Annotated in this window: 22 protein-coding genes and 1 riboswitch; of the genes, 7 read left to right on the forward strand and 15 right to left on the reverse strand. The window is 62.6% G+C overall.

Annotation, left to right across the window (positions count from 1 at the left end; translation table 11 throughout):
* Positions 1 to 195: 195 nt before the first annotated feature.
* Complete coding sequence (locus AC4D1W_RS00120) at positions 196 to 474, reverse strand: DUF3040 domain-containing protein (RefSeq protein WP_490892090.1); 279 nt, start codon at positions 472 to 474, stop codon at positions 196 to 198.
* A 357-nt stretch (positions 475 to 831) separates the two neighbouring features.
* Positions 832 to 928: riboswitch (SAM riboswitch) on the forward strand.
* 10 nt (positions 929 to 938) lie between these two features.
* Here AC4D1W_RS00120 and AC4D1W_RS00125 point away from each other — a divergent pair.
* Positions 939 to 2,177, forward strand: a complete 1,239-nt coding sequence (locus tag AC4D1W_RS00125; protein ID WP_490892091.1) for a cobalamin-independent methionine synthase II family protein — start codon at positions 939 to 941, stop codon at positions 2,175 to 2,177.
* 101 nt (positions 2,178 to 2,278) lie between these two features.
* On the opposite strand, the gene AC4D1W_RS00130 is transcribed toward AC4D1W_RS00125, so the two are convergent.
* From AC4D1W_RS00130 to AC4D1W_RS00175, 10 genes are all read right to left on the reverse strand, one after another.
* Entirely contained in the window at positions 2,279 to 3,172 is an 894-nt protein-coding gene (locus tag AC4D1W_RS00130; RefSeq protein ID WP_490897347.1) for an HNH endonuclease, read from the reverse strand.
* 95 nt (positions 3,173 to 3,267) lie between these two features.
* Positions 3,268 to 3,867 carry a uracil-DNA glycosylase family protein gene (locus AC4D1W_RS00135; protein ID WP_490892093.1) on the reverse strand — a complete coding sequence of 200 codons (600 nt, stop codon included), beginning with the start codon at positions 3,865 to 3,867 and terminating at the stop codon, positions 3,268 to 3,270.
* Between the two features lie 148 nt (positions 3,868 to 4,015).
* Positions 4,016 to 4,912: a DNA/RNA non-specific endonuclease gene (locus AC4D1W_RS00140; protein ID WP_490897348.1), complete on the reverse strand. Its 897-nt coding sequence runs from the start codon at positions 4,910 to 4,912 to the stop codon at positions 4,016 to 4,018.
* A 59-nt stretch (positions 4,913 to 4,971) separates the two neighbouring features.
* Positions 4,972 to 5,283 (reverse strand): hypothetical protein, encoded by a 312-nt coding sequence (locus AC4D1W_RS00145; protein WP_490897349.1) that lies wholly within the window; start codon positions 5,281 to 5,283, stop codon positions 4,972 to 4,974.
* A 58-nt stretch (positions 5,284 to 5,341) separates the two neighbouring features.
* Positions 5,342 to 5,953, reverse strand: a complete 612-nt coding sequence (locus AC4D1W_RS00150) for a hypothetical protein (protein ID WP_490897350.1) — start codon at positions 5,951 to 5,953, stop codon at positions 5,342 to 5,344.
* Positions 5,950 to 6,396, reverse strand: coding sequence for a hypothetical protein (locus tag AC4D1W_RS00155; protein ID WP_490892097.1), 447 nt, complete (start codon positions 6,394 to 6,396; stop codon positions 5,950 to 5,952). The genes AC4D1W_RS00150 and AC4D1W_RS00155 overlap by 4 nt, the downstream gene beginning before the upstream one ends.
* A 76-nt stretch (positions 6,397 to 6,472) precedes the next feature.
* The gene (locus AC4D1W_RS00160; RefSeq protein ID WP_490892098.1) at positions 6,473 to 6,814 is read right to left on the reverse strand and encodes a hypothetical protein; all 342 of its coding nucleotides are present in this window, start codon (positions 6,812 to 6,814) and stop codon (positions 6,473 to 6,475) included.
* Positions 6,815 to 6,856: 42 nt separating this feature from the next.
* Positions 6,857 to 7,276 carry a hypothetical protein gene (locus AC4D1W_RS00165; protein WP_490897351.1) on the reverse strand — a complete coding sequence of 140 codons (420 nt, stop codon included), beginning with the start codon at positions 7,274 to 7,276 and terminating at the stop codon, positions 6,857 to 6,859.
* A 120-nt stretch (positions 7,277 to 7,396) separates the two neighbouring features.
* Positions 7,397 to 8,248, reverse strand: a complete 852-nt coding sequence (locus AC4D1W_RS00170) for an NAD-dependent epimerase/dehydratase family protein (protein WP_490892100.1) — start codon at positions 8,246 to 8,248, stop codon at positions 7,397 to 7,399.
* The gene (locus AC4D1W_RS00175; RefSeq protein WP_490897352.1) at positions 8,245 to 9,249 is read right to left on the reverse strand and encodes an aldo/keto reductase family protein; all 1,005 of its coding nucleotides are present in this window, start codon (positions 9,247 to 9,249) and stop codon (positions 8,245 to 8,247) included. The genes AC4D1W_RS00170 and AC4D1W_RS00175 overlap by 4 nt, the downstream gene beginning before the upstream one ends.
* 111 nt (positions 9,250 to 9,360) lie before the next feature.
* On the opposite strand from AC4D1W_RS00175, the gene AC4D1W_RS00180 reads away from it, so the two are divergent.
* Complete coding sequence (locus AC4D1W_RS00180; RefSeq protein ID WP_490897353.1) at positions 9,361 to 10,434, forward strand: lipid II:glycine glycyltransferase FemX; 1,074 nt, start codon at positions 9,361 to 9,363, stop codon at positions 10,432 to 10,434.
* Between the two features lie 55 nt (positions 10,435 to 10,489).
* Positions 10,490 to 12,097: a threonine/serine exporter family protein gene (locus AC4D1W_RS00185; RefSeq protein WP_490892103.1), complete on the forward strand. Its 1,608-nt coding sequence runs from the start codon at positions 10,490 to 10,492 to the stop codon at positions 12,095 to 12,097.
* Positions 12,098 to 12,103: 6 nt separating this feature from the next.
* Here the strand turns inward: AC4D1W_RS00185 and AC4D1W_RS00190 are convergent, their stop codons facing one another.
* Positions 12,104 to 12,841 carry a uracil-DNA glycosylase gene (locus AC4D1W_RS00190; RefSeq protein ID WP_490892104.1) on the reverse strand — a complete coding sequence of 246 codons (738 nt, stop codon included), beginning with the start codon at positions 12,839 to 12,841 and terminating at the stop codon, positions 12,104 to 12,106.
* A 127-nt stretch (positions 12,842 to 12,968) separates the two neighbouring features.
* Between AC4D1W_RS00190 and AC4D1W_RS00195 the strand changes: the two genes are divergently transcribed.
* From AC4D1W_RS00195 to groL, 4 genes are all read left to right on the forward strand, one after another.
* Positions 12,969 to 13,274 carry a DUF3263 domain-containing protein gene (locus AC4D1W_RS00195; protein WP_490897871.1) on the forward strand — a complete coding sequence of 102 codons (306 nt, stop codon included), beginning with the start codon at positions 12,969 to 12,971 and terminating at the stop codon, positions 13,272 to 13,274.
* Between the two features lie 37 nt (positions 13,275 to 13,311).
* Positions 13,312 to 13,995 (forward strand): LytR C-terminal domain-containing protein, encoded by a 684-nt coding sequence (locus AC4D1W_RS00200; protein WP_490897354.1) that lies wholly within the window; start codon positions 13,312 to 13,314, stop codon positions 13,993 to 13,995.
* Positions 13,996 to 14,119: 124 nt separating this feature from the next.
* Positions 14,120 to 14,326 (forward strand): cold-shock protein, encoded by a 207-nt coding sequence (locus AC4D1W_RS00205; RefSeq protein ID WP_490892106.1) that lies wholly within the window; start codon positions 14,120 to 14,122, stop codon positions 14,324 to 14,326.
* Between the two features lie 301 nt (positions 14,327 to 14,627).
* Positions 14,628 to 16,262 (forward strand): chaperonin GroEL, encoded by a 1,635-nt coding sequence (groL, locus tag AC4D1W_RS00210; RefSeq protein ID WP_490892107.1) that lies wholly within the window; start codon positions 14,628 to 14,630, stop codon positions 16,260 to 16,262.
* Between the two features lie 100 nt (positions 16,263 to 16,362).
* Here the strand turns inward: groL and AC4D1W_RS00215 are convergent, their stop codons facing one another.
* The 3 genes from AC4D1W_RS00215 to AC4D1W_RS00225 form a co-directional block, all read right to left on the reverse strand.
* Positions 16,363 to 16,653, reverse strand: a complete 291-nt coding sequence (locus AC4D1W_RS00215; protein WP_490897355.1) for a WXG100 family type VII secretion target — start codon at positions 16,651 to 16,653, stop codon at positions 16,363 to 16,365.
* 172 nt (positions 16,654 to 16,825) lie between these two features.
* Entirely contained in the window at positions 16,826 to 18,220 is a 1,395-nt protein-coding gene (locus AC4D1W_RS00220) for a sensor histidine kinase (protein ID WP_490897356.1), read from the reverse strand.
* 71 nt (positions 18,221 to 18,291) lie between these two features.
* Positions 18,292 to 19,002: a response regulator transcription factor gene (locus AC4D1W_RS00225; protein ID WP_490892110.1), complete on the reverse strand. Its 711-nt coding sequence runs from the start codon at positions 19,000 to 19,002 to the stop codon at positions 18,292 to 18,294.
* Positions 19,003 to 19,041 lie beyond the last annotated feature (39 nt).

Here is a 19,041-nt window from a genome sequence, read left to right on the forward strand (position 1 = left end):
CCTGGGGAATTGCGCGGAAGGACGTGCTTGTTCGTCGTCGTTCGTTCCCGTTGGCGGAAGCTCACCAAAGAGCTTGTAAACAGGGGGTCGCCGGTTCGAATCCGGCAGGGGGCTCCACTAAGAAGGCTGGTTGACTGCCGCAACACCGCTAACTCCGCGAGGCCTCGTCGCCGGCCGACAGACCTAACCGGGACATCAGGGGAAGCGGCGCGTGCTCCAACCGCTGAAGAAGAGGTAAGCTCCCGCGCCTGCTGCGAGGAAACCCAGGACACCGAGAATGGTCAGCTGCATGCTGATTCCAGCGATGATTAGTCCGAAGCCGGCCAGGATGGTCAGCAGCCCATAAACTTCGCGCGCGCCGATACGCTTGGATGGTCCCGCGTCTTGTAACTTGTGGGCCAGATCGGGGTCCTCTGCCGCGAGCTCCTCTTCGAGCTCCCGTAGGCGTCTACGCTCTTCATCCGATAACGGCATCAACGGCCTTCTTGTCCCTGGTCTTGCGGAGCTTCACCGACAGGGAACGGCGCGTAACAGCGACGGACCCGGCGATGACTTTCACAATGCTTGCTCTGTATCCAGTATGGTCCTTGCCCGGGGGAGAGCACAGAGCGCCCTATGGATCTCGAAAGTGGGAATTGGTCAGGCTTTAGCAGCGCTCATCCCATTCACCGCTCTAAGCTTCGTGGGATGCTTCGTTTCGGTTCGTGACGGGGTGTTTTTGGGTGGGGCTGACAGCGCCACCATGATGGTGGGAGCCTCTTCTGTTGGTGCTAGGCCTGTGGCCGTGGAGAGGGCGTGCCTGCGTCACCGGTGGATTTAGAGCCCTAAACCCCACCATCCAGAGCAGCTGAGAGACCTGCCTCCGTGACGCTGCAGCTTCCCCCGGACCTCCCATCCGGAACGGTGCTAATGGCAGGACCGATGGAAGGAACAGCACCATGACAACTGATCGCATTCACACCAGCCACGCCGGTTCCCTGCCGCGCACACCGGAACTGATCGCCGCCAACGCCGCCAGAACCCTCGCTGAGGATGGCTTCACCCTGCAGCGAACCCCGGAATTCGAGGGCCTGCTCACCTCCGCCGTGGTGGACCTCGTCCAGTGGCAGAAGGACCTCGGAATTACCATCCCGGGGGATGGCGAGTACGGCAAGGCCATGTCGAATGCCGTGGACTACGGCGCCTGGTGGACCTACAGCTTCCAGCGTACCGCCGGTCTTGAACTGACGGACTACAACCCGATCCTCGCCGATGCCGTACGCAGCGAACCCGGCGCGATCAAACTGACGTCGTTCGCGGATCGGCGCGACTGGACTCGCTTCGCAGCAGCGTATCAGGACCCTGAGAGCGGAATCCAGCTTGGCAAAAACGCCACGGCGTTCCCCTCCGCTACCGGTCCAATTTCATACATCGGCCAGGATGCACTGGCCTCGGACATAGCGAACCTCAAGGTAGGCCTTGACGCGGCGAACGTCCGAACGGGATTCATCACCGCACTTTCGCCGGGGTCGGCGAGCAGGATCGGCAACGATTACTACGCCAGCGAGGAAGAGTTCATCTATGCATGGGCCGACGTGCTGCGCGAGGAATACCGGGCCATCGTCGACGCCGGTCTCATCGTCCAGATCGATGACCCCTCCCTCGCTGAGAACTGGGATCAGATCAACCCCGAACCCAGCGTCGAGGACTACCAGCGCTTCACCCGCATCCGGGTGGAGGCCCTCAACTACGCACTGCGGGGCCTGCCGGAGGACCAGGTCCGAGTGCACGTGTGCTGGGGATCCTGGCATGGTCCGCACACGACGGATCTAGAGTTCCGGCACATATTGGACCTTGTGCTGAGCATCAACGCCGGGTCGTACTCCTTCGAGGCCGCGAACGCGCGCCACGAACACGAGTGGGCCCTTTGGCAGGACACCACGCTGCCGGACGGAAAACTCATAGTGCCCGGTGTCGTCTCCCATGCGACGAACGTGGTTGAACACCCTGAGCTGGTCGCGCAGCGCATCGAACGCTTCGCGAGCTTGGTGGGGCGCGAGAATGTCATCGCCTCGACCGACTGCGGCCTCGGAGGGCGACTCCACCCGCAGATCGCCACAGCCAAGCTTGAAGCTTTGGGCCGCGGGGCGCAGATCGCCTCAAACAAGTTGTTCGGCCGTTCAGCGACGCTGATCTAACCGTACAAAACACCCTAGGGAACTCTGAGCGGGACGACACGTCGGTGATGTGTCGTCCCGCTGCATGTCGTCTGGGGCGGCGGATGCCGGTCCGGAATCGTTCATTCTGTAACAGAGCGAGCTTGGGCGATCCTTAGTGCAGCGTCCTGCGCTCGCTGTTGCTCCGCGGTGACGACCACTCCCGGCAAATGCCCCGCGGTCGCGATCATGGCGCGCAGCTCGGCAACGGTATACGGGGTGGGGCGTCTACTGTGAGCCATGTAGTGGCAGTTCGGGCACAACGGGACCAGATCGGTGATCGGGTCGATCTCATAGTCGGGCCCAAGTAAGGAGGCCGGCACCGTGTGGTGGACGTGAATGAATCCGGCGCCCTCAGCGCCATACTTGGCCTCGTAATCGAAACCGCAGGCATGACAGTTCGGCCCGTGATGGGCGATCGCGACGGCTCTCGTTTCGGGACTGCGCTCGTACCGGTTGGTCGGAACGCGAATCAACGCGGCCTCCGGATATGAGCCCGGGAGCGGGTCCAGGGTATTCGCGCTCGGAGACGCACCGTCCAGAACATGTTCTGCCCAGACCGCCCTCATTGCCGCCTCCGCGTTGGACTGGATCTGCTTGCCCGAGGTGATTGCTGTCTTCCAATCGATGTTGGGAATCCGAGCCACCAGTTCATCCATGCGCAGCTGTTCGCCCTCGGGCAGGAGAAGGTCGAACTGCACGCCGACATGCAGGCGGGGGCTGTCACTGTTCGGATCGGAAAGTGTCACCGCTGACGGTTGATCAATCGTGAATCCGTGCCCGATCAAACCTCGCTGGTTGGGCCTACCCCCATGCACGAACAACCAGGTTTCAGTACCAACAGGCAAGGGCTTCCCGATGACGAGCGGCCAGCGCTCCACATGCCACCCGGAACGCCGCACCTCTGCAACTATCGTTGGATAGAACCCACCCCAGTTCCCCCTATCCGGGTCCCAGCCCAGAAGTACTGCCGTCATGAGGTCAGTGTGTCACTCAGGCGGCAGACTTGCGACGGCGCTGCGTTCCTGGCGGTTGACGGCGCAGGCGGGCGCTTCGGATGAGGTGACGTTTGTCAGCCGACCAGACGCTTTGCGCGTTCGACGGCCTTTCTAAGCTCGTCCTGCTTTGCCTTGCGGGACAATGACTGCGGGCCGACACCCGGGGCCTTGATTACGGTGACCCGGGGGACCCGGTCTTGTAGATGCTTGTCCCAGGTCTGCTGTACGGCATCACTGCAGAGCAGGACAACCTCCAGTCGCGGCAGAAGGCGCAGCACCGAGCCCAACGCCTTTGCGCCTGCCGTCCGGTTGTCAGCATTGGGGTTCGACACGAGGAAGGGAACCATGTTCCACATCAGGACGCCTTCGTGTAGACCGGCGGAATCGCGCTCGATCCAGCATCGCTCTGCGGCGCTGTCGGGGTTGTCGACGGACACGAAACCTGTTCCGCTTTCGGAGAGCACTTCCTCCTGCGGGCGGTCCAGCACGAAGAGAACGCGTGCCTGGTCTCCGGCGTCAGCCGGGTCGAAGTGGGGAATGGGTGTTGATCTGATGGCTGCGTAGCTGGCTCGCCATTGCTCCAGGCTCTGAACGTGCGGTGCAGTCGCCAACATGGATTTGCGGTTCTCGAGGACCGCATCGTCGGCCAGGGCTTGCGGGTGGTCGAGGTACATACCTCCACTGTATCCGGTGCGTTCGCTTCGTCTTACGGCTTTCTCGGACCAATCAGCCTGAATGACACCCTATCGCCACGATTATGCTCAGAGGAAGCGTTGGGATGTGCGCCGATTCACATGGCGGCGGTGTCCTACTGTTCCGGCTTCAGCCTTGCAGGTCGAAGTCCAGGTCGAGGCACTCCGGAGTGGACAGCTCCCTCCACACCGACGTGATGACCGCTGTTGGCAGCTCAGCCGAAATAGGCATGCGGTCCGCCTTTACAAGCTGTGCCATCCTCAGCCCGGTGAGAGCGGCGATGTCTCGGATAGGCACCTGAAAGGTGCGGAAGGGGCCCAGCGGCGGAGCCTCGTCCAGAGCTCCGGGTAGCTCGACGTCCGGCAGATCCTGCAGTTGAGGGGTCTGATCCACGACGTAACCCGTAGCGGCAAGCGAGCCCTCGAAGAGGAAGGCAGCGACCTTGAAGTAACGAAGCGGTATCTCAGTTCCCCAATACACCGGATCACGGTCACTGAAGATGGGCCCAGTAAAAACAACAAGGCGCCGAGCATTGCCGGCGGCGTTCTCCAACAGATAGGTTTCAAGCCCAAGCCACAACTCAAGACCCTGATTGAACCCGGCAGCCTGCGGGGCGGCGTTCGTGTAGAAGAAGGTATCGGTATTCGCTTGCTCCGCTTCTGCTCGGGTCTTGCCCCAAACAGCTGACGCGCGACGCGCCAGGTGCCCCCGGTCAATGTCATTCCGGGCGTAGACTCTCTCGCCGGTCTGCAGGTCAGCGCTCAATCGAGGATCCATGCGCCAGCCAATGCCCGAACGGTCGAGGTTCATCAGCGTGGCGCCATCGATACCGAGTCCGACGACAGCTGCCAGGCGCTTGTCGGGTCGCATCAGCACCGAGAAGTGCGTGTAGGGGAGCAGGACGGTTTCGGAGCCCGTCAGCGAGGGCAGCAGCACCTCAAAACCGAGGAACTCCTCATCGAAGCCGAGGCGACCGGCGAGGTCCCCGGCCGTCAGCGGCTGCGGTTCAGGCAAAAGAGCATCCATTGCCGGAACATATCAGTAACAGGTGACCGGGCGGTGAACGCAGTCCGTCGGGGAAGATATCAGGCCGCCCGGACCCAGCTGATGCTGTGTCCCCAACCGCCATGATCCACATCGATCAGCTCGCCGTTATGGTCGCAGCACATATCCACCGGCTCGCCGTAGCCCTCGCAGTCACGGTCGGTGCAGCGCTCGGACAGTATGCCGGCGTACTCATTGGCGAACTCGAGTTCCCACTGATCGACCTGGCACAGGGCCCATGCATCACCCTCCTCAGCGAGGCTGCGGAGTTCCTCTATGGTGTATCGGCGACCCTTCTCGGGGTGGCGGACGGTGCTTGTGGAGATGCTTGTGGAGATGCTTGAAGTGTTCATGCGACCAAGGTACTTCGCGCCACTGACATTCTTGCGGGACGACCCCGGTGAGTCTGAATCAGCCACGGTCCGCTGGCTGCAGGGCCGACCGAACGGCCACCATGTTGTCCCCGTATTTGGCGTCATAAGCGTCCTGGAGAGTGCCGTCGTCGTACACCACCGTGACAAACACGTAGCCGTTCTCAACCCACGAGCTGAGTATCTCGGCGCCCTCCGTCTCGTGGAGGTCCCGCTGCAGCGCTTCCAGCTCGGTGGCCTCGCCTGCTCCGCGGTTCGCAGGTTCCGTGCGCGGATCGATGTCCGCCGGAGGGTCGTACAGGGCCAGTGGAACCGGCGGCCGCGTGAGGGCGAAGGCCTCCCCATCCCACGTCCCGTGAACGGCGTAGGTACCCCATCTCACATCGCCCGACCTCTCCCAATGCTCGACGGCGTCCCAGTCCCATCCGATGATTTCCGGCCCGGAACACTGTGGAGGATAGGACTCCATGACGGGTCCGAGACAGAGCATCACGGGCCCGGCTTCATCCGAAATCACCACGCCCTGCCCAATCAGTTCCTCGGAAGCCGGCGGCAGCGGCTCTTCACTCGCGTTCTCGCCCGGCACTGCCACCGCGCCACAACCCGTGAGCAACAGCAACGCCGCCATCATGCTGACCGCGAGATTCCTCACCAGACTGTTTCCAGATCCGCATGAACTGCAGCAAGCAGCCGTTCCCTGTCATCCAGCAGGTCAACTGGCCGTTCGCCATGGAGTGAGCCGTTCGGTACACAGAACCACTGCAGAATATGGCGGTCTTTCCAGCCACCGTCCAGGCCGATCTGGGCCACTTCGGCGACTATCGACCGGATCGCGTGCGCTTCCATGTCGAACTGGAACCCCGGGTACAGGACACGTCCGGCCTTGGTCGCCACACCAAGAATCTTCCGCTCGGCGGCGAGGCAACCTGCCGGCGGGAAATGCGGACCAAGGAGCGCATCGACCTCCGCTCCACTCAGCAGGCCGAACTCCACCTCGATCGCGACCCATCTGGCACACGCAGCCCTAATGGACCGCGAAACCGCGTCCTGATAAGCAGTCGCATCACGTACGTCCCGGGGAGAGCCGCCTCTCATAGGGAAAAGGTACTGCGACCGTCCGGTCAATAGAACACTTGATGGACAATCGAAACCTAAACGCTACCTCCGGCGTTTACGACGAGGGCGCGCACGCCTCATTCAGGGCGTTCACCGAATCGGCCGGCACCTGGTCTCCAGCCTCCGCGATGTCGCGCAACGGGTCTGTGATCTCGGCAGGAAGCCCGGCTGTTCCGGCTGCGTCAACCAGTCCTGCAAGCAGATCCTGGTCTTCAGCGCTGATGTTTCCGTCCCTCACCAGGGAGCACACCTGTGATCGGACTTCTTCCGCGGCGGCGCCAGCCACCTGGGATGCCGCATCGCCGGCTATCCCGCCCGCAGTTTCCTCAATCTGGTTGCAGCCCACGAGCAGGGCACTGAAAGGCACGAGCAGGCATAGCGCAGCGATTTTTTTCACGGTTTCAGTCTACCGGCGCGCATCCGGTCGGGAGCGCGGGGATTAACGGTCCAGGTCCTCCGGCTCGAACTGACTCAGCGGCGATCCGCCGAAGTTGGCGACGTCGTCGCTTGCGTCCACTTCCTCATCGCTCATCGGGTCGCCGAAATCGACATCCGCAGCGGCTTCACCGATGGTCGGCTCTTCCGGCGGCACCTGCTCGTCACCCCGGCGGAAGCGCGCCTCCTCCGTCTCGTCGCGCAGGCTCTGGTCGCTTTCCTCAAGACCGACGCCGACTCCGGGTTCATCCTGGAGCAGCGGATCCTGCTGCCAGTTCTCCGGATCATTCTCGGCAGCAGAGGGGTAATTGTCCGGCCGGCCGTCCTGCACGGGGTCGAGAGCCTCGGGTGCGACCGACTCGTTGGCGGCGTCCGGCTCTTCGCCTACTACGTTCAGTTCCTCATCGGGGAGATTCTCAGTCATGACCGGTCCTTTCGACGATTGCTTTTGGAGCGGCGCTCCGTAATCAGTAAGCCTACTGAGCATTTTCGGTGGAGGCTAGCTGCGGTGGTGCTTCCCGCTGTCTGGAAGCACCACTCCGACCTATCCGCCTGCGTGGTCCCGCCAGCTGTGCTTGGGCTCGAATCCCAGGAGGCGCCGCGCCTTGTCTATCGACAGAAGGGTCTCGTGCTCGCTGACCTCCTTGACGACCTCGACGTCGGGGAATACCTCCGCTGCCAGAGACGCGCTCGAACGGCTCATCACCGTATCGGACGCCGCGATGATGAACCTGTCGAAGCCATCCTGAGCAGTCTCAAGGGCTCGTAACACGGCCTGAGCGCCGTCCCGTCCGTCGATGTACCCCCACAGGTTCCACTTTCGGAGGAGCGGATCCGAATCGAACGAGGGGAACGCCGCATAGTCCTCCGGGTCCATGACGTTGGAGAACCGCAGGGCCGTAATACTCAGCGTCGGGTCCCAGCGGGTGAGCTGGATGGCCATCTGCTCCTCGAGGTGCTTGACGAGCGAGTAGGTGCTCTCCGGTCGGGCGTCATACTCCTCATCGACCGGGATGTACGGAGGGTCCTCCTCAAAGGGAAGCCCGAGAACGGTCTCGCTGGAGGCGTACACGATCCGTTGAATTCCGGCCCTCCTGCAGGCCTGGAATACGTTGTACGTCGCCAGCATGTTGTTACGGAAAGTGGCGGCATCGGCCTGCAAGCCGGGAGCGGGGATTGCGGCGAGATGAACGACGGCATCGAAGCCGGAGCGCTCACCGTCCACTCCGATGAAGGCGTCCACGACGTCGCCGTAGTTGGTCAGGTCAATCGAGAGGAATCCCGGTCCGCGCTCGCCGTGCAGGTCGAAGCCATGGACTTGGTGTCCGGCCTCCCGCAGCCCGGTAACCACGCTGCGTCCAAGCTTGCCGGTGGATCCGGTGACCGCGAGCCTCATGCCTGGCGAGTTTCGGGGGAGGTTGTCTTGGCGGGGTCCGTTTCGGCAAGGTCTCCGATCGCCTCATCGATCTGTTTCATGAGCGCGGGCTCAAGCCTGACACCCGCGGCTGCAACGTTCGATTCGACCTGTTCCGGACGCGAAGCACCGATGATCGCCGACGCGACGTTGGGGTTCTGCAGCACCCATGCGATGGCAAGCTGCGCCATGCTGAGGCCGGCCTCGTCGGCTAGGGGCTGAAGCTTCTGCACACCGGTGAGCACCTCGTCCGACATCCAGCGCTTGATCATGTCCGCGCCGCCCTTGTCATCGGCAGCCCTCGAACCGTCCTCGGGTGCCTGGCCCGGCTTGTACTTTCCGGTCAGGACACCCTGGGCCACAGGCGACCACACAATCTGGGAGATTCCGAGTTCCTCCGAGGTCGGCACCACCTTTTCCTCGATGACCCGCCAGAGCATGGAGTACTGGGGCTGATTGGAAATGAGCTGGAAGCCCAGTTCCCTGGCAAGGGCATGCCCATCCCGCAGTTGCTCCGCCGTCCACTCACTTACGCCGATGTAGAGCGCCTTGCCCTGCCTCACAACGTCGGCGAACGCCTGCATCGTTTCTTCCAGGGGTGATTCGAAGTCATACCGGTGGGCCTGGTATAGATCCACATAGTCCGTCTGCAGCCGCTGAAGGGAACCGTCGATCGACTCCAGGATGTGCTTGCGGGACAGGCCGGTGTCATTGTGGCCCTTGGGGCCGGTTGGCCCGTAGACCTTGGTGAAAATCTCCAGCGACTGCCTGCGCTCACCCTTGAGGGCCTCGCCAAGCACGGTCTCAGCCGCGGTGTTCGCGTATACGTCTGCTGTGTCGAACGTGCTGATGCCTGTGTCGAGCGCCGCGCGCACGCACTGGGTGGCGACGTCGTTCTCCACCTGGGAACCGTGCGTCAGCCAGTTTCCGTAGGTGATTTCCGAGATCTTGAGTCCGCTGTTTCCGAGGTATCTGAATTCCATAGTTTCGATGCTATCCATCCTCTTCCCCAGCGGTATAGGGCGCAGTCAGCTCCCTGGGGACAAACGGCTACACTGAATCGACGCCTGCCGACCAGTTTGTGATTGAGGACCATGGGTACGTTTACTGCGCGATTTGCCACTGAGGAAGAACGCAAGAACTGGGATTCCCTGGTCCTAACCAACCCCAACGGCGGCAATCTGCTGCAGTCTGCCGCTTTTGCCGAGGTGAAGTCCCACCATGGCTGGAAACCGCTGTTCCTTGTCTTTGAATCCGCGGAATACAACACGTACAACCTCGTCCTCGAGAAGGAAGTTCCGCTGCTCGGAAGCCTCTGGTACCTGATCAAAGGCCCCGATGTCGCTGCTCCCGAAGACGTTCCGTCAGTGCTGGACGCCTGCAAAGAGTTCGTCCGGAACTCCAGCTTGTCGGTCTTCGCGGTAAAAATTGAGCCCGACATCGTGGACAACGAGAACGTCCGCTTACTCTTCCGCCGCGCAGGCCTCGTCAAGTCCTTCAACCTGCAGCCGAACGACCACACCGCCATCCTCGATACCACTCCGGAACCCAATCAGCTGCTGCGCAACCTGCATTCCCGCGGCCGCAATGCCGTCCGGCGTGCCGAGCGCGAAGGTGTTACTGTCCAGCAGATGGAACCCACGGACGAAAACTTCCGGACGATGTACCGCCTCATGGCACACATCGAGGACAGGTCAGCGGCACGCCTCCGCTCGTTCGAGTACTACCGGCGCTTCTGGTCGAACTTTGTCTCCGCAGGGCAGGGCCGCCTGTACTTCGTACATGAGGCCGGCGAACCCTCGGTCGGCGCATTCGTGATCAACTACGGCCGCAAGGGCACGTACAAGGATGGCGGCTCCAAACCGGGGCGCTCGCAGTACGGAGATTCACATCTCCTGCAGTGGAAGGCGATCAATGACCTCAAGACCGAGCACAATATTGTTGAATACGACTTCTGTGGAACGCCGCCAAGCGATCAGCTGAAGGACAAAAGCCACCAGCACCACGGGCTCGGCCTCTTCAAGACGAGTTTCACGAAGTCCGTCACGGACTTCGTGGGCTGCTATGACCTGGTACTCAGCCCCATGAAGTACCGTGCATGGCAGAAGCTGGGCGAGCGGGTCATGCGTCAGATCTACTGGCGGCGCACACATCAACCGTTCTACTAAATCGCAATAAAACCCGGGCGCGAAGCGAGCTCGCGTCATGAAAGGTGCATAAGAAGTGGCAGACAAGACCGGTGCCAGCAAGCGCCGGAGCCCGGATACCAACCCCTCTCCGGTGGCCGAACAGCTGCCCGTTGTGAGGCCTCCGGTAACGCCGGGAAAGGCCAAGTCGAAGATTGCAAGGAAAGCCGGTGCTCCCGCCCAGCCCCCTGCAAATCCGACCCACGCTCTGCCGATCACCCCGCAGAACGCGCGTCCTGACCGTTCGCAGCTCGCGGCCCGCAAGATGTTGCGACGCCTGGTCCAGGGAGAGGCGCCGCCTACCCAGGCAATGAACCTCGTCGAGCGGCTCGCAGGCAGCCCCTACGCGAACCCCACCATTCAGGCGGGCGGGCCCGACGTCGGCGCCCGCCGCACGCTCGATTTCGCCCTCAGCCTCGCAGAGACGATGTTCCGGTACGGCGCAGGAGCGCTCGAGGTGGAGACGAGCATCATTGCCGTGACCGCCGCGTTCGGACTCGACAACATCGAAGTGGACATCACCAATCAGTCGGTTGTGCTGAACTACTCAGCCAAGGACCAGACGCCCACCACCGTCCTCCGGGTGGTGCGGTCCTGGACCAACAACTATGCCGGGCTGACGCGTGTCCATCAGCTGGTGACGGATATCGTCGACGGCGGCGTCGACCGTTCCGAAGCGATCCGGCGGCTGGACGAGATCACCCACCGACCCAAGCCGTTCCCGCGCTGGATGGTAACGGCCGCTTTCGGCGTCTTCGCGGCGGCGATCGTCGCCTTCATCGGCGGCGGTCCGCTGGGATCCCTCATCTCGTTCGCAAGCTGCATCGGCGTCGACCTGTTCTCACGGCAGTTGGGGCGCTGGAGGGTGCCCGAGTTCTTCGCGACGGCGACATCGGCGGCGCTGGTCACGCTGATCGCGATGCTGATGTGGTGGCTGAATGCGCCGATCTCGCCAGCCCTGGTAGTGGTCGGCGGCATCCTGCTGCTGCTGCCGACAGGACGGCTGGTCTCCGCTACCCAGGACGCTATCAACGGCTTTCCAGTCACCGCAGCAGGTCGGTTCCTTTCCGCTTTCTTTGTTTTCGCGGGCCTCGTGTCCGGCATCTCCGTGGCGCTTGTGCTGGGAAACCTCATCGGCATCCCGGAACTCGATGTGACGTCGTCGGATGGTTCGCTGTATCCGTTGCCTGTGGTTGCGGTACTCGTCTTCATAGCGGTCGCGATGATCTGTGTCGCCGAGCAGACGGACATGTCACTCGTTGTCCCTACCTCGCTCATCGCAACGGCAGGGTTCCTGCTCTACTCGCTGGTTGTCAGTCTCGGCGTCGGCTACAGGCTGGCACCGGCCATAGCGGCTGTGCTGATCGGCATGCTTGCCAGAGTGGTTGCCCTTCGGATGGGCGCTCCGCAGCTTGTGGTCGCGGTGCCTGCCGTGATGTTTCTCTACCCGGGACTCACAATCTTCCGGTCGATGTATGACCTCACGATCGAAACTGACCTGTCCGGCGCCGGTGCTATCGGGTTGTTCAACGCACTCACGATCATCCTCGCCATTGCCGGAGGCGTGGTCCTCGGTGACAATCTGGCACGGCCCTTGACCAAGAATCTGAGCAGCAATGAACGGCGTCGCAACCGCCGCCGCTGACTGTGACTAGCTGCGCAGCCAGTTCACAGGTTCGGCGCCCTGTTGCGCGAGGAGCACGTTCGCACGGCTGAAGGGCCGGGAACCAAAGAAGCCGCGGGAAGCGGACAGCGGGCTTGGGTGGGCGGACTCAATGAGCGGCGTGGAGCCGAGCAGCGGTTTGAGCTGTGCGGCCTCGCGGCCCCAGAGGATGGCTACGAGCGGCTGGTCGCGCGCAACCAGCGCCCGGACCGCGGCGTCAGTGACGGCGTTCCAGCCCAGCTTTCGGTGGGATCCTGTTTCTCCCGCGCGCACAGTGAGAACCCGGTTGAGCAGGAAGACTCCCTCGTCTGCCCAGCCGGATAGATCACCGTGGGTTGGAGCCGGGGCCTCAAGGTCCGCGGCGAGTTCCTTGTAGATATTCACGAGACTGCGCGGCAACTTGGTCTGACGGGTCACTGAGAACGCGAGCCCAACTGAGTGGCCGGGCGTGGGATAGGGATCCTGGCCCACGATGATGACCTTCACATGGCTCAGTGGATAGGTGAAGGTCCGCAGGATGTGGTTCGGGCCCGGCAGCACCTGAACTCCATTCCGCTGTTCGAGTGCCAACGCCCGGGCCAGTTCGTGAACCTGCGGCTGGACCGGTCTCAGAGCCTCAGCCCAATCCGTTGCCATGACGTCGTGGAGCGTTGCCGGAGCTGCGAACGGCAGAGCCGCCCCGGGCACCGGCGGGAAGGGCAGGGTGGGGGCGCCGTCGTCGTTCATGGCTCCATCTTGACCGGTTTCGGCACGCGGCCTCTACAACCGGTACAAATGACAACGGTGTGATTCGGCACTACCATGGACGAAGTAGATCGCGCGGAAACGGTGGATTGGACGGTGCGTCGTGGGGATGCAGGGCCCGGTAGCGCAGACGGATCGTGAAGGCTCCACAGAAGCCCGGGAATCCGGTCTCGGTGAGCGCGAACAGCGCATGCTTGAGCTCGAGAGGCAGTGGTGGAAGTATTCGGGCGCCAAGGAGCAGGCTATTCGGGAGATGTTCGATCTCTCCGCCACGCACTACTACCAGATTCTCAACGCTCTCATCGATACCGAGGCCGCCCTTGCTCACGATCCGATGCTCGTAAAGAGATTGCGTAGACTACGTACAACCCGCCAACGAGCCCGTTCTGCGCGACGTCTTGGCGTTGACGTCTAGCACTCACGCCACTCTCGAGCCAAGGATTCACCGCCACATGACCCAATATCCCCGCGACGAATTCGACCGGGTCCCAGAATCCGCCGCTCGGCAGGGAGTCCACCGTGAGCGCCGGGTGCCGCCTAAGTCAAGCGGCCTGGCCTTCAAGATTGTCGCAGGGCTCCTGGTGTTGGCGGTTGGGTTGGCCGCGTATTTCCTTTTCCCGCGCCTGGGTATCGGACAGGTCAGCGCGGCGACTTCCGAGACCAGCAGTTCCGCCCCGGAGCCGTCTGTTTCGGCCGAGGATGCAGCGAGCGAGAGGTCAGACGAAGATTCCAGTGCGGAGCCGACGCCCACGGACTTCGGGTCTCCGAGCGCGGAGCCGACGCCGACGGACTTCGGGTCTCCCAGCACTGAACCCACCCCGGAAGGAGAGCCGACCGCGGAAGAGACTGAATCGGAGGGTGTCGTCGACCGCGAGCAGCCGGTCGCCGTACTGAACGCAACGACGGTCGCCGGGCTGGCGAGCACCGCGGCTGGACGCCTGCAGGGCGACGGCTGGAACGTGACCCAGATCGGCAACTGGTCCGGTCAGCAGCTGCAGGGGTCGGTCGTCTTCTACAACGGCGAAGAACAGCGCGCCACGGCTGAGGCGCTTGCGGGCACCCTGGGAATCGGCATAGTGCAGGGCGATGCCGGGTTCGGCAATATCACCGTGGTGGTTGGTCCGGGTTTCCAGTAGGCATCCGGTTAAGGATCAATAACATTCATTGTGTTCTGCATCACCGGTCAGATGTTCTGGGATTAGATGTATCTCAGCCCCGCCACCACCAGCTAAGCGGGGATCTACATAGTGGGAGAACAACATGGCGCAGGGAACCGTGAAATGGTTCAACGCTGAAAAGGGATATGGCTTCATCACCGTCGATGAAGACGGGGCGGATGTCTTCGTGCACTGGTCGGCAATCGAGATGGAGGGCTACCGCGCACTCGACGAGGGCCAGCGGGTTGAATTCGAGATCGGTGAAGGACAGAAGGGGCCGCAGGCTGAGGCGGTGCGCCTCGCATCCTGAGCCGACCCACACAGTACCCGAACGACGACGGCGCGCTTCTCCCTGTCAGGGGCGGCGCGCCGTCGTCGTTGTTTTCTCTCAGGTGAAACAGCTTGCACTCGCGGGGTGTGAGTGCTAATTATTGAGTTAGCACTCAGGTGCGACGACTGCTAAGGCGCCGCCCCATGAGTGAACCAGGCAACCTCTGTGTTGAGGGCCGGTTCGGGAGGTACAGAGATCTTCCCGGATCTGCTCGTCCGTCGCGGGCATCACAGACCGGTAGCAGCATACGCATGACCGTCCCGAAAGGACCTACGCCGTTATGGCCAAGATCATTTCTTTTGATGAAGAGGCACGCCGCGGCCTCGAGCGCGGGTTGAACACCCTCGCTGACGCAGTCAAGGTTACGCTGGGCCCCCGCGGTCGCAACGTTGTCCTTGAGAAGAAGTGGGGCGCTCCCACGATCACCAACGATGGTGTATCCATCGCCAAGGAAATCGAACTCGACGATCCGTTCGAGAAGATCGGCGCCGAGCTGGTCAAGGAAGTTGCCAAGAAGACTGACGACGTCGCAGGTGACGGAACCACCACCGCCACCGTCCTCGCCCAGGCACTCGTCAAGGAAGGCCTGCGCAACGTAGCCGCCGGTGCTGACCCGCTGAGCCTCAAGCGCGGCATCGAGAAGGCAGTTGACGCCGTCACCGCCGAGCTCCTCGCTTCCGCCAAGGAAATCGAGACGAAGGAAGAGATCGCAGCCACGGCTTCGATCTCCGCCGGTGACCAGCAGATCGGTGACCTCATTGCCGAAGCCCTCGACAAGGTTGGCAAGGAAGGCGTCATCACCGTCGAGGAGTCGAACACCTTCGGCCTCGAGCTTGAGCTCACCGAGGGTATGCGCTTCGACAAGGGCTACATCTCCGGCTACTTCGTCACTGACGCAGAGCGCCAGGAGACGGTCCTCGAAGACCCCTATATCCTGATCGTCAACTCGAAGATCTCCAACGTCAAGGACCTCGTTGCTGTCCTCGAGAAGGTCATGCAGTCCGGTAAGCCGCTGCTGATCATCGCTGAAGACATTGAGGGTGAAGCACTGGCTACCCTCGTGGTCAACAAGATCCGCGGCACCTTCAAGTCCGTTGCCGTCAAGGCTCCGGGCTTCGGCGACCGCCGCAAGGCCCAGTTGGCTGACATCGCTATCCTCACCGGTGGCCAGGTCATCGCCGAAGAAGTTGGCCTCAAGCTGGAGAGCGCCACACTGGACCTCCTGGGTCAGGCACGCAAGGTTGTTGTCACCAAGGACGAGACCACAATCGTCGAGGGTGCAGGCAATGCCGAGGAAATCGCCGGTCGCGTTGCACAAATCCGCGCCGAAATCGAGAACTCCGATTCCGACTACGACCGCGAGAAGCTGCAGGAGCGCCTGGCCAAGCTGGCCGGTGGCGTTGCAGTCATCAAGGCGGGCGCAGCAACCGAGGTTGAGCTCAAGGAACGCAAGCACCGCATCGAGGACGCCGTACGCAACGCGAAGGCTGCTGTTGAAGAAGGCATCGTAGCCGGTGGTGGTGTGGCCCTGATTCAGGCCGGCGCCAAGGCATTCGCCAACCTCAACCTGGAAGGGGACGAGGCAACCGGTGCAAACATCGTTCGCATCGCCATCGACGCCCCCCTCAAGCAGATCGCTTTCAACGCAGGCCTCGAGCCCGGCGTCGTTATCGAGAAGGTTCGCGGACTGCCCGCAGGCCACGGCCTCAACGCCGCAACCGGCGACTACGAGGACCTCCTGGCTGCCGGTGTGAACGACCCTGTGAAGGTTACCCGCTCTGCTTTGCAGAACGCTGCCTCCATCGCGGGTCTGTTCCTCACCACCGAAGCTGTTGTCGCGGACAAGCCTGAGAAGGCAGCTCCCGCAGGCGGCGGCGACGAGATGGGCGGCATGGGCGGTATGGGCGGCTTCTAAGCCTCCCGCCTCACCGGCCGCTCCAAAGCGCAAAGACAGGCAGAAGGCCGTTCACCCCTCACGGGTGAACGGCCTTCTGCCTTTCAGGTTGCTGAAGGGGCTAGTGCATGAACATGCGGGCGTTGCTGAGCTCAGCCTGCGTGTACTGCTCTGTTGCCACGCCGAGCGCCTGGTTGATGCTGGTCAACGACTCCTCAACCCTGGTCTGGGTAGCACGCCAGTCCGTCACCAGCTGCTGGAAGTTCTGCGATGCCTGGCCCTGCCACTCCGACTCAAGGGACCGCAGGCCCGACTGCATGGCGTTCACCTCCGCCTGAAGCCGCGCAATAGTGTTCTGCACATCTGCACTCTTGGCCGCCAATGAATCCGTGTTGACGTTGAAATAGGTCACCTGTTCCTCCTGTGTTTTCTCCTAACGGGATGCCCTGCGCTCCTGACGCTAGAGCGCGGGGGCAGGCCGGCGGAGCCGGAAGAAGCCGAATGTGGGTAACCAGCACCCGCCCGGCTGGCTGTGGAGGAAAGGCCTGCGGGACTACAGAAGCACTGAAGTCGCGCCCGAGGAATCAGTCGTCCGCCGGAGCAACGCTCTCGGCGTCGTGCGGCAGTCTGATCGACAGGGTTGCTCCACCCCCGGGAGTCTCTTCGAGCCGCACGCTTCCGTCGTGCTGTGCAACGAGGGCGGCGACAATCGCGAGGCCCAGACCCGTGCCGCCGGTTTCCCGGTAGCGCGAAGAATCCGCTCGGTAGAAGCGCTCAAAAACGCGTGCGGCATCTTCCTCGGAGATTCCGGGGCCGTGGTCGCGAACCTCAAGCACGGAATCGCTCCTGCCGTGGATGACCGGAGCGACGCCGACCGCAACCTCGATCGGTGACCCTTCGGGCGTATAGCGCAGCGCATTGGTCATCAGGTTCCCGACGACCTGGCGTAGACGGGCCTCGTCGCCGACCGTCGGGGCATGCCGGGCAGGCCCGCCGTCGAGCCCTATCACCCTGATGGTCCGCTCAGGCGCGATGGCGCGCGCGTCCATGGCGGCGTCGTTTCCCAGCACGAGCAGATCAAGGGGCTGGGACTCCAGCGGCCGCTGCTCATCGATGCGCGCCAGGGTCAGCAGGTCCTCGACCAGCTGTCCCATGCGCTTGGCTTCACTTTCAATGCGACCCATGGCGGCCTTGACGTCGTCGTTATTCTGGAGGGCGCCGTGGCGGTAAAGCTCCGAGAACCCGCGGATGGTGACCAGAGGCGTGCGCAGTTCATGCGAGGCGTCCGCAACGAAACGGCGCATCTTCCGCTCAGATTCCATCCTTGCGGCGAATGCCGACTCGATATGAGCGAGCATTGCGTTGAGGGAGCGGGAGAGCCTGCCCACTTCCGTGGCGGGGCGCTCAACTTCGACGCGTCGTGAAAGGTCTCCGCCGGCGATTGCGGCCGCCGTTCGTTCCACCCGGCTGAGAGGTCGGAACTGCCGGGTGACCGCGAGGTAGGCGACGATCGAGGCCGCAGCGATGGAAAAGAGTCCGACCGTGAAGATGATGCGGCCCGCCTCGGAGACGGTGTCGTTCACAGTGGACATCGGGGTGGCAACAGCAACGGAGCTGTCGTCCTCGACCAGCGGGAAGACAATCACGCGCCACTCGCTCTCATTCCTGCTCCCGGGAACGGTGAAGCCCTTCTGGTCGAGTCTCTCAACATCCTCCCGGTCAAGGCGAGGAAGTGCGGGAACCTCTGAAAGGCCGGAGGGGTGGGTGGAGCGGACTGTGTCACCGTCGGCATCGAGCCATACGCCGTAGAAGCGGAACAGGTTCTGGCTGGTGTCGCTGCCCATGGCGCCGATGCTGTTGGTCACCGACTGTGCGTTAGCTTCGATGTCCTGGTCCATTTGAATGACCAAACTGTTCCTCAGGAGTGACATTGTCACGATGCCCGTGATGGCAACGGTGAACACCATGAGCAGGGTCATGATGGCAATCAGCTGCGTGCGGAGTGAGGCAGATTTCCAACGACGAATCACAGCGGGTACGGAGCGGATTGCTAGCGCTTGTCAGCGGTGCGCAGTAGGTAACCGACCCCGCGCTTGGTCTGGATGAGCGCCGGGGCGTCCGGGTTCTTGTCGATCTTGCGCCGCAGGTAGGAGATGTAGGACTCAACGATGGAGGCGTCCCCGTTGAAGTCGTATTCCCACACATGGTCGAGGATCTGCGCCTTCGAGAGCACGCGGTTGGGATTCATCATCAGGTAGCGCAGGAGCTTGAACTCGGTGGGGGAGAGGTCGATGACCTGGCCGCCGCGGCGCACCTCGTGGGCGTCATCGTCCAGTTCAAGGTCATCGACGCGGATGACTGCGCCGTCGTCGTCGTGAGGCTGCGTGCGTCGGAGGACCGCGCGGATGCGGGCGACCACCTCGTCCAGGCTGAAGGGTTTGGTGACGTAGTCATCGCCGCCCACGGTGAGGCCGGTGACCTTGTCATCGGTGTCATCACGTGCGGTCAGGAAGACCACGGGGAAGTGTCGGCCGGCGGCGCGGAGCCGACGGGTGACGGTGAAGCCGTCCATGTCCGGCAGCATCACGTCGAGCACGGCGAGGTCGGGGTTATGGGTCTCGGCAGCGGCGAGGGCCTCGCGCCCGTTCGCGGCGGCGACCACGTCGAATCCCGCGAACCGCAGCGAGGTGGAGAGCAGTTCCCGGATGTTCGGCTCGTCGTCAACTACAAGCAGCTTGGCTTCAGGTCCTGATTTGTTCACGATTCCCAGTCTGCTCCCAGTTGCTGGGAGTTTTCTGGA

Source organism: Arthrobacter sp. TJ-170, from assembly GCF_058269305.1.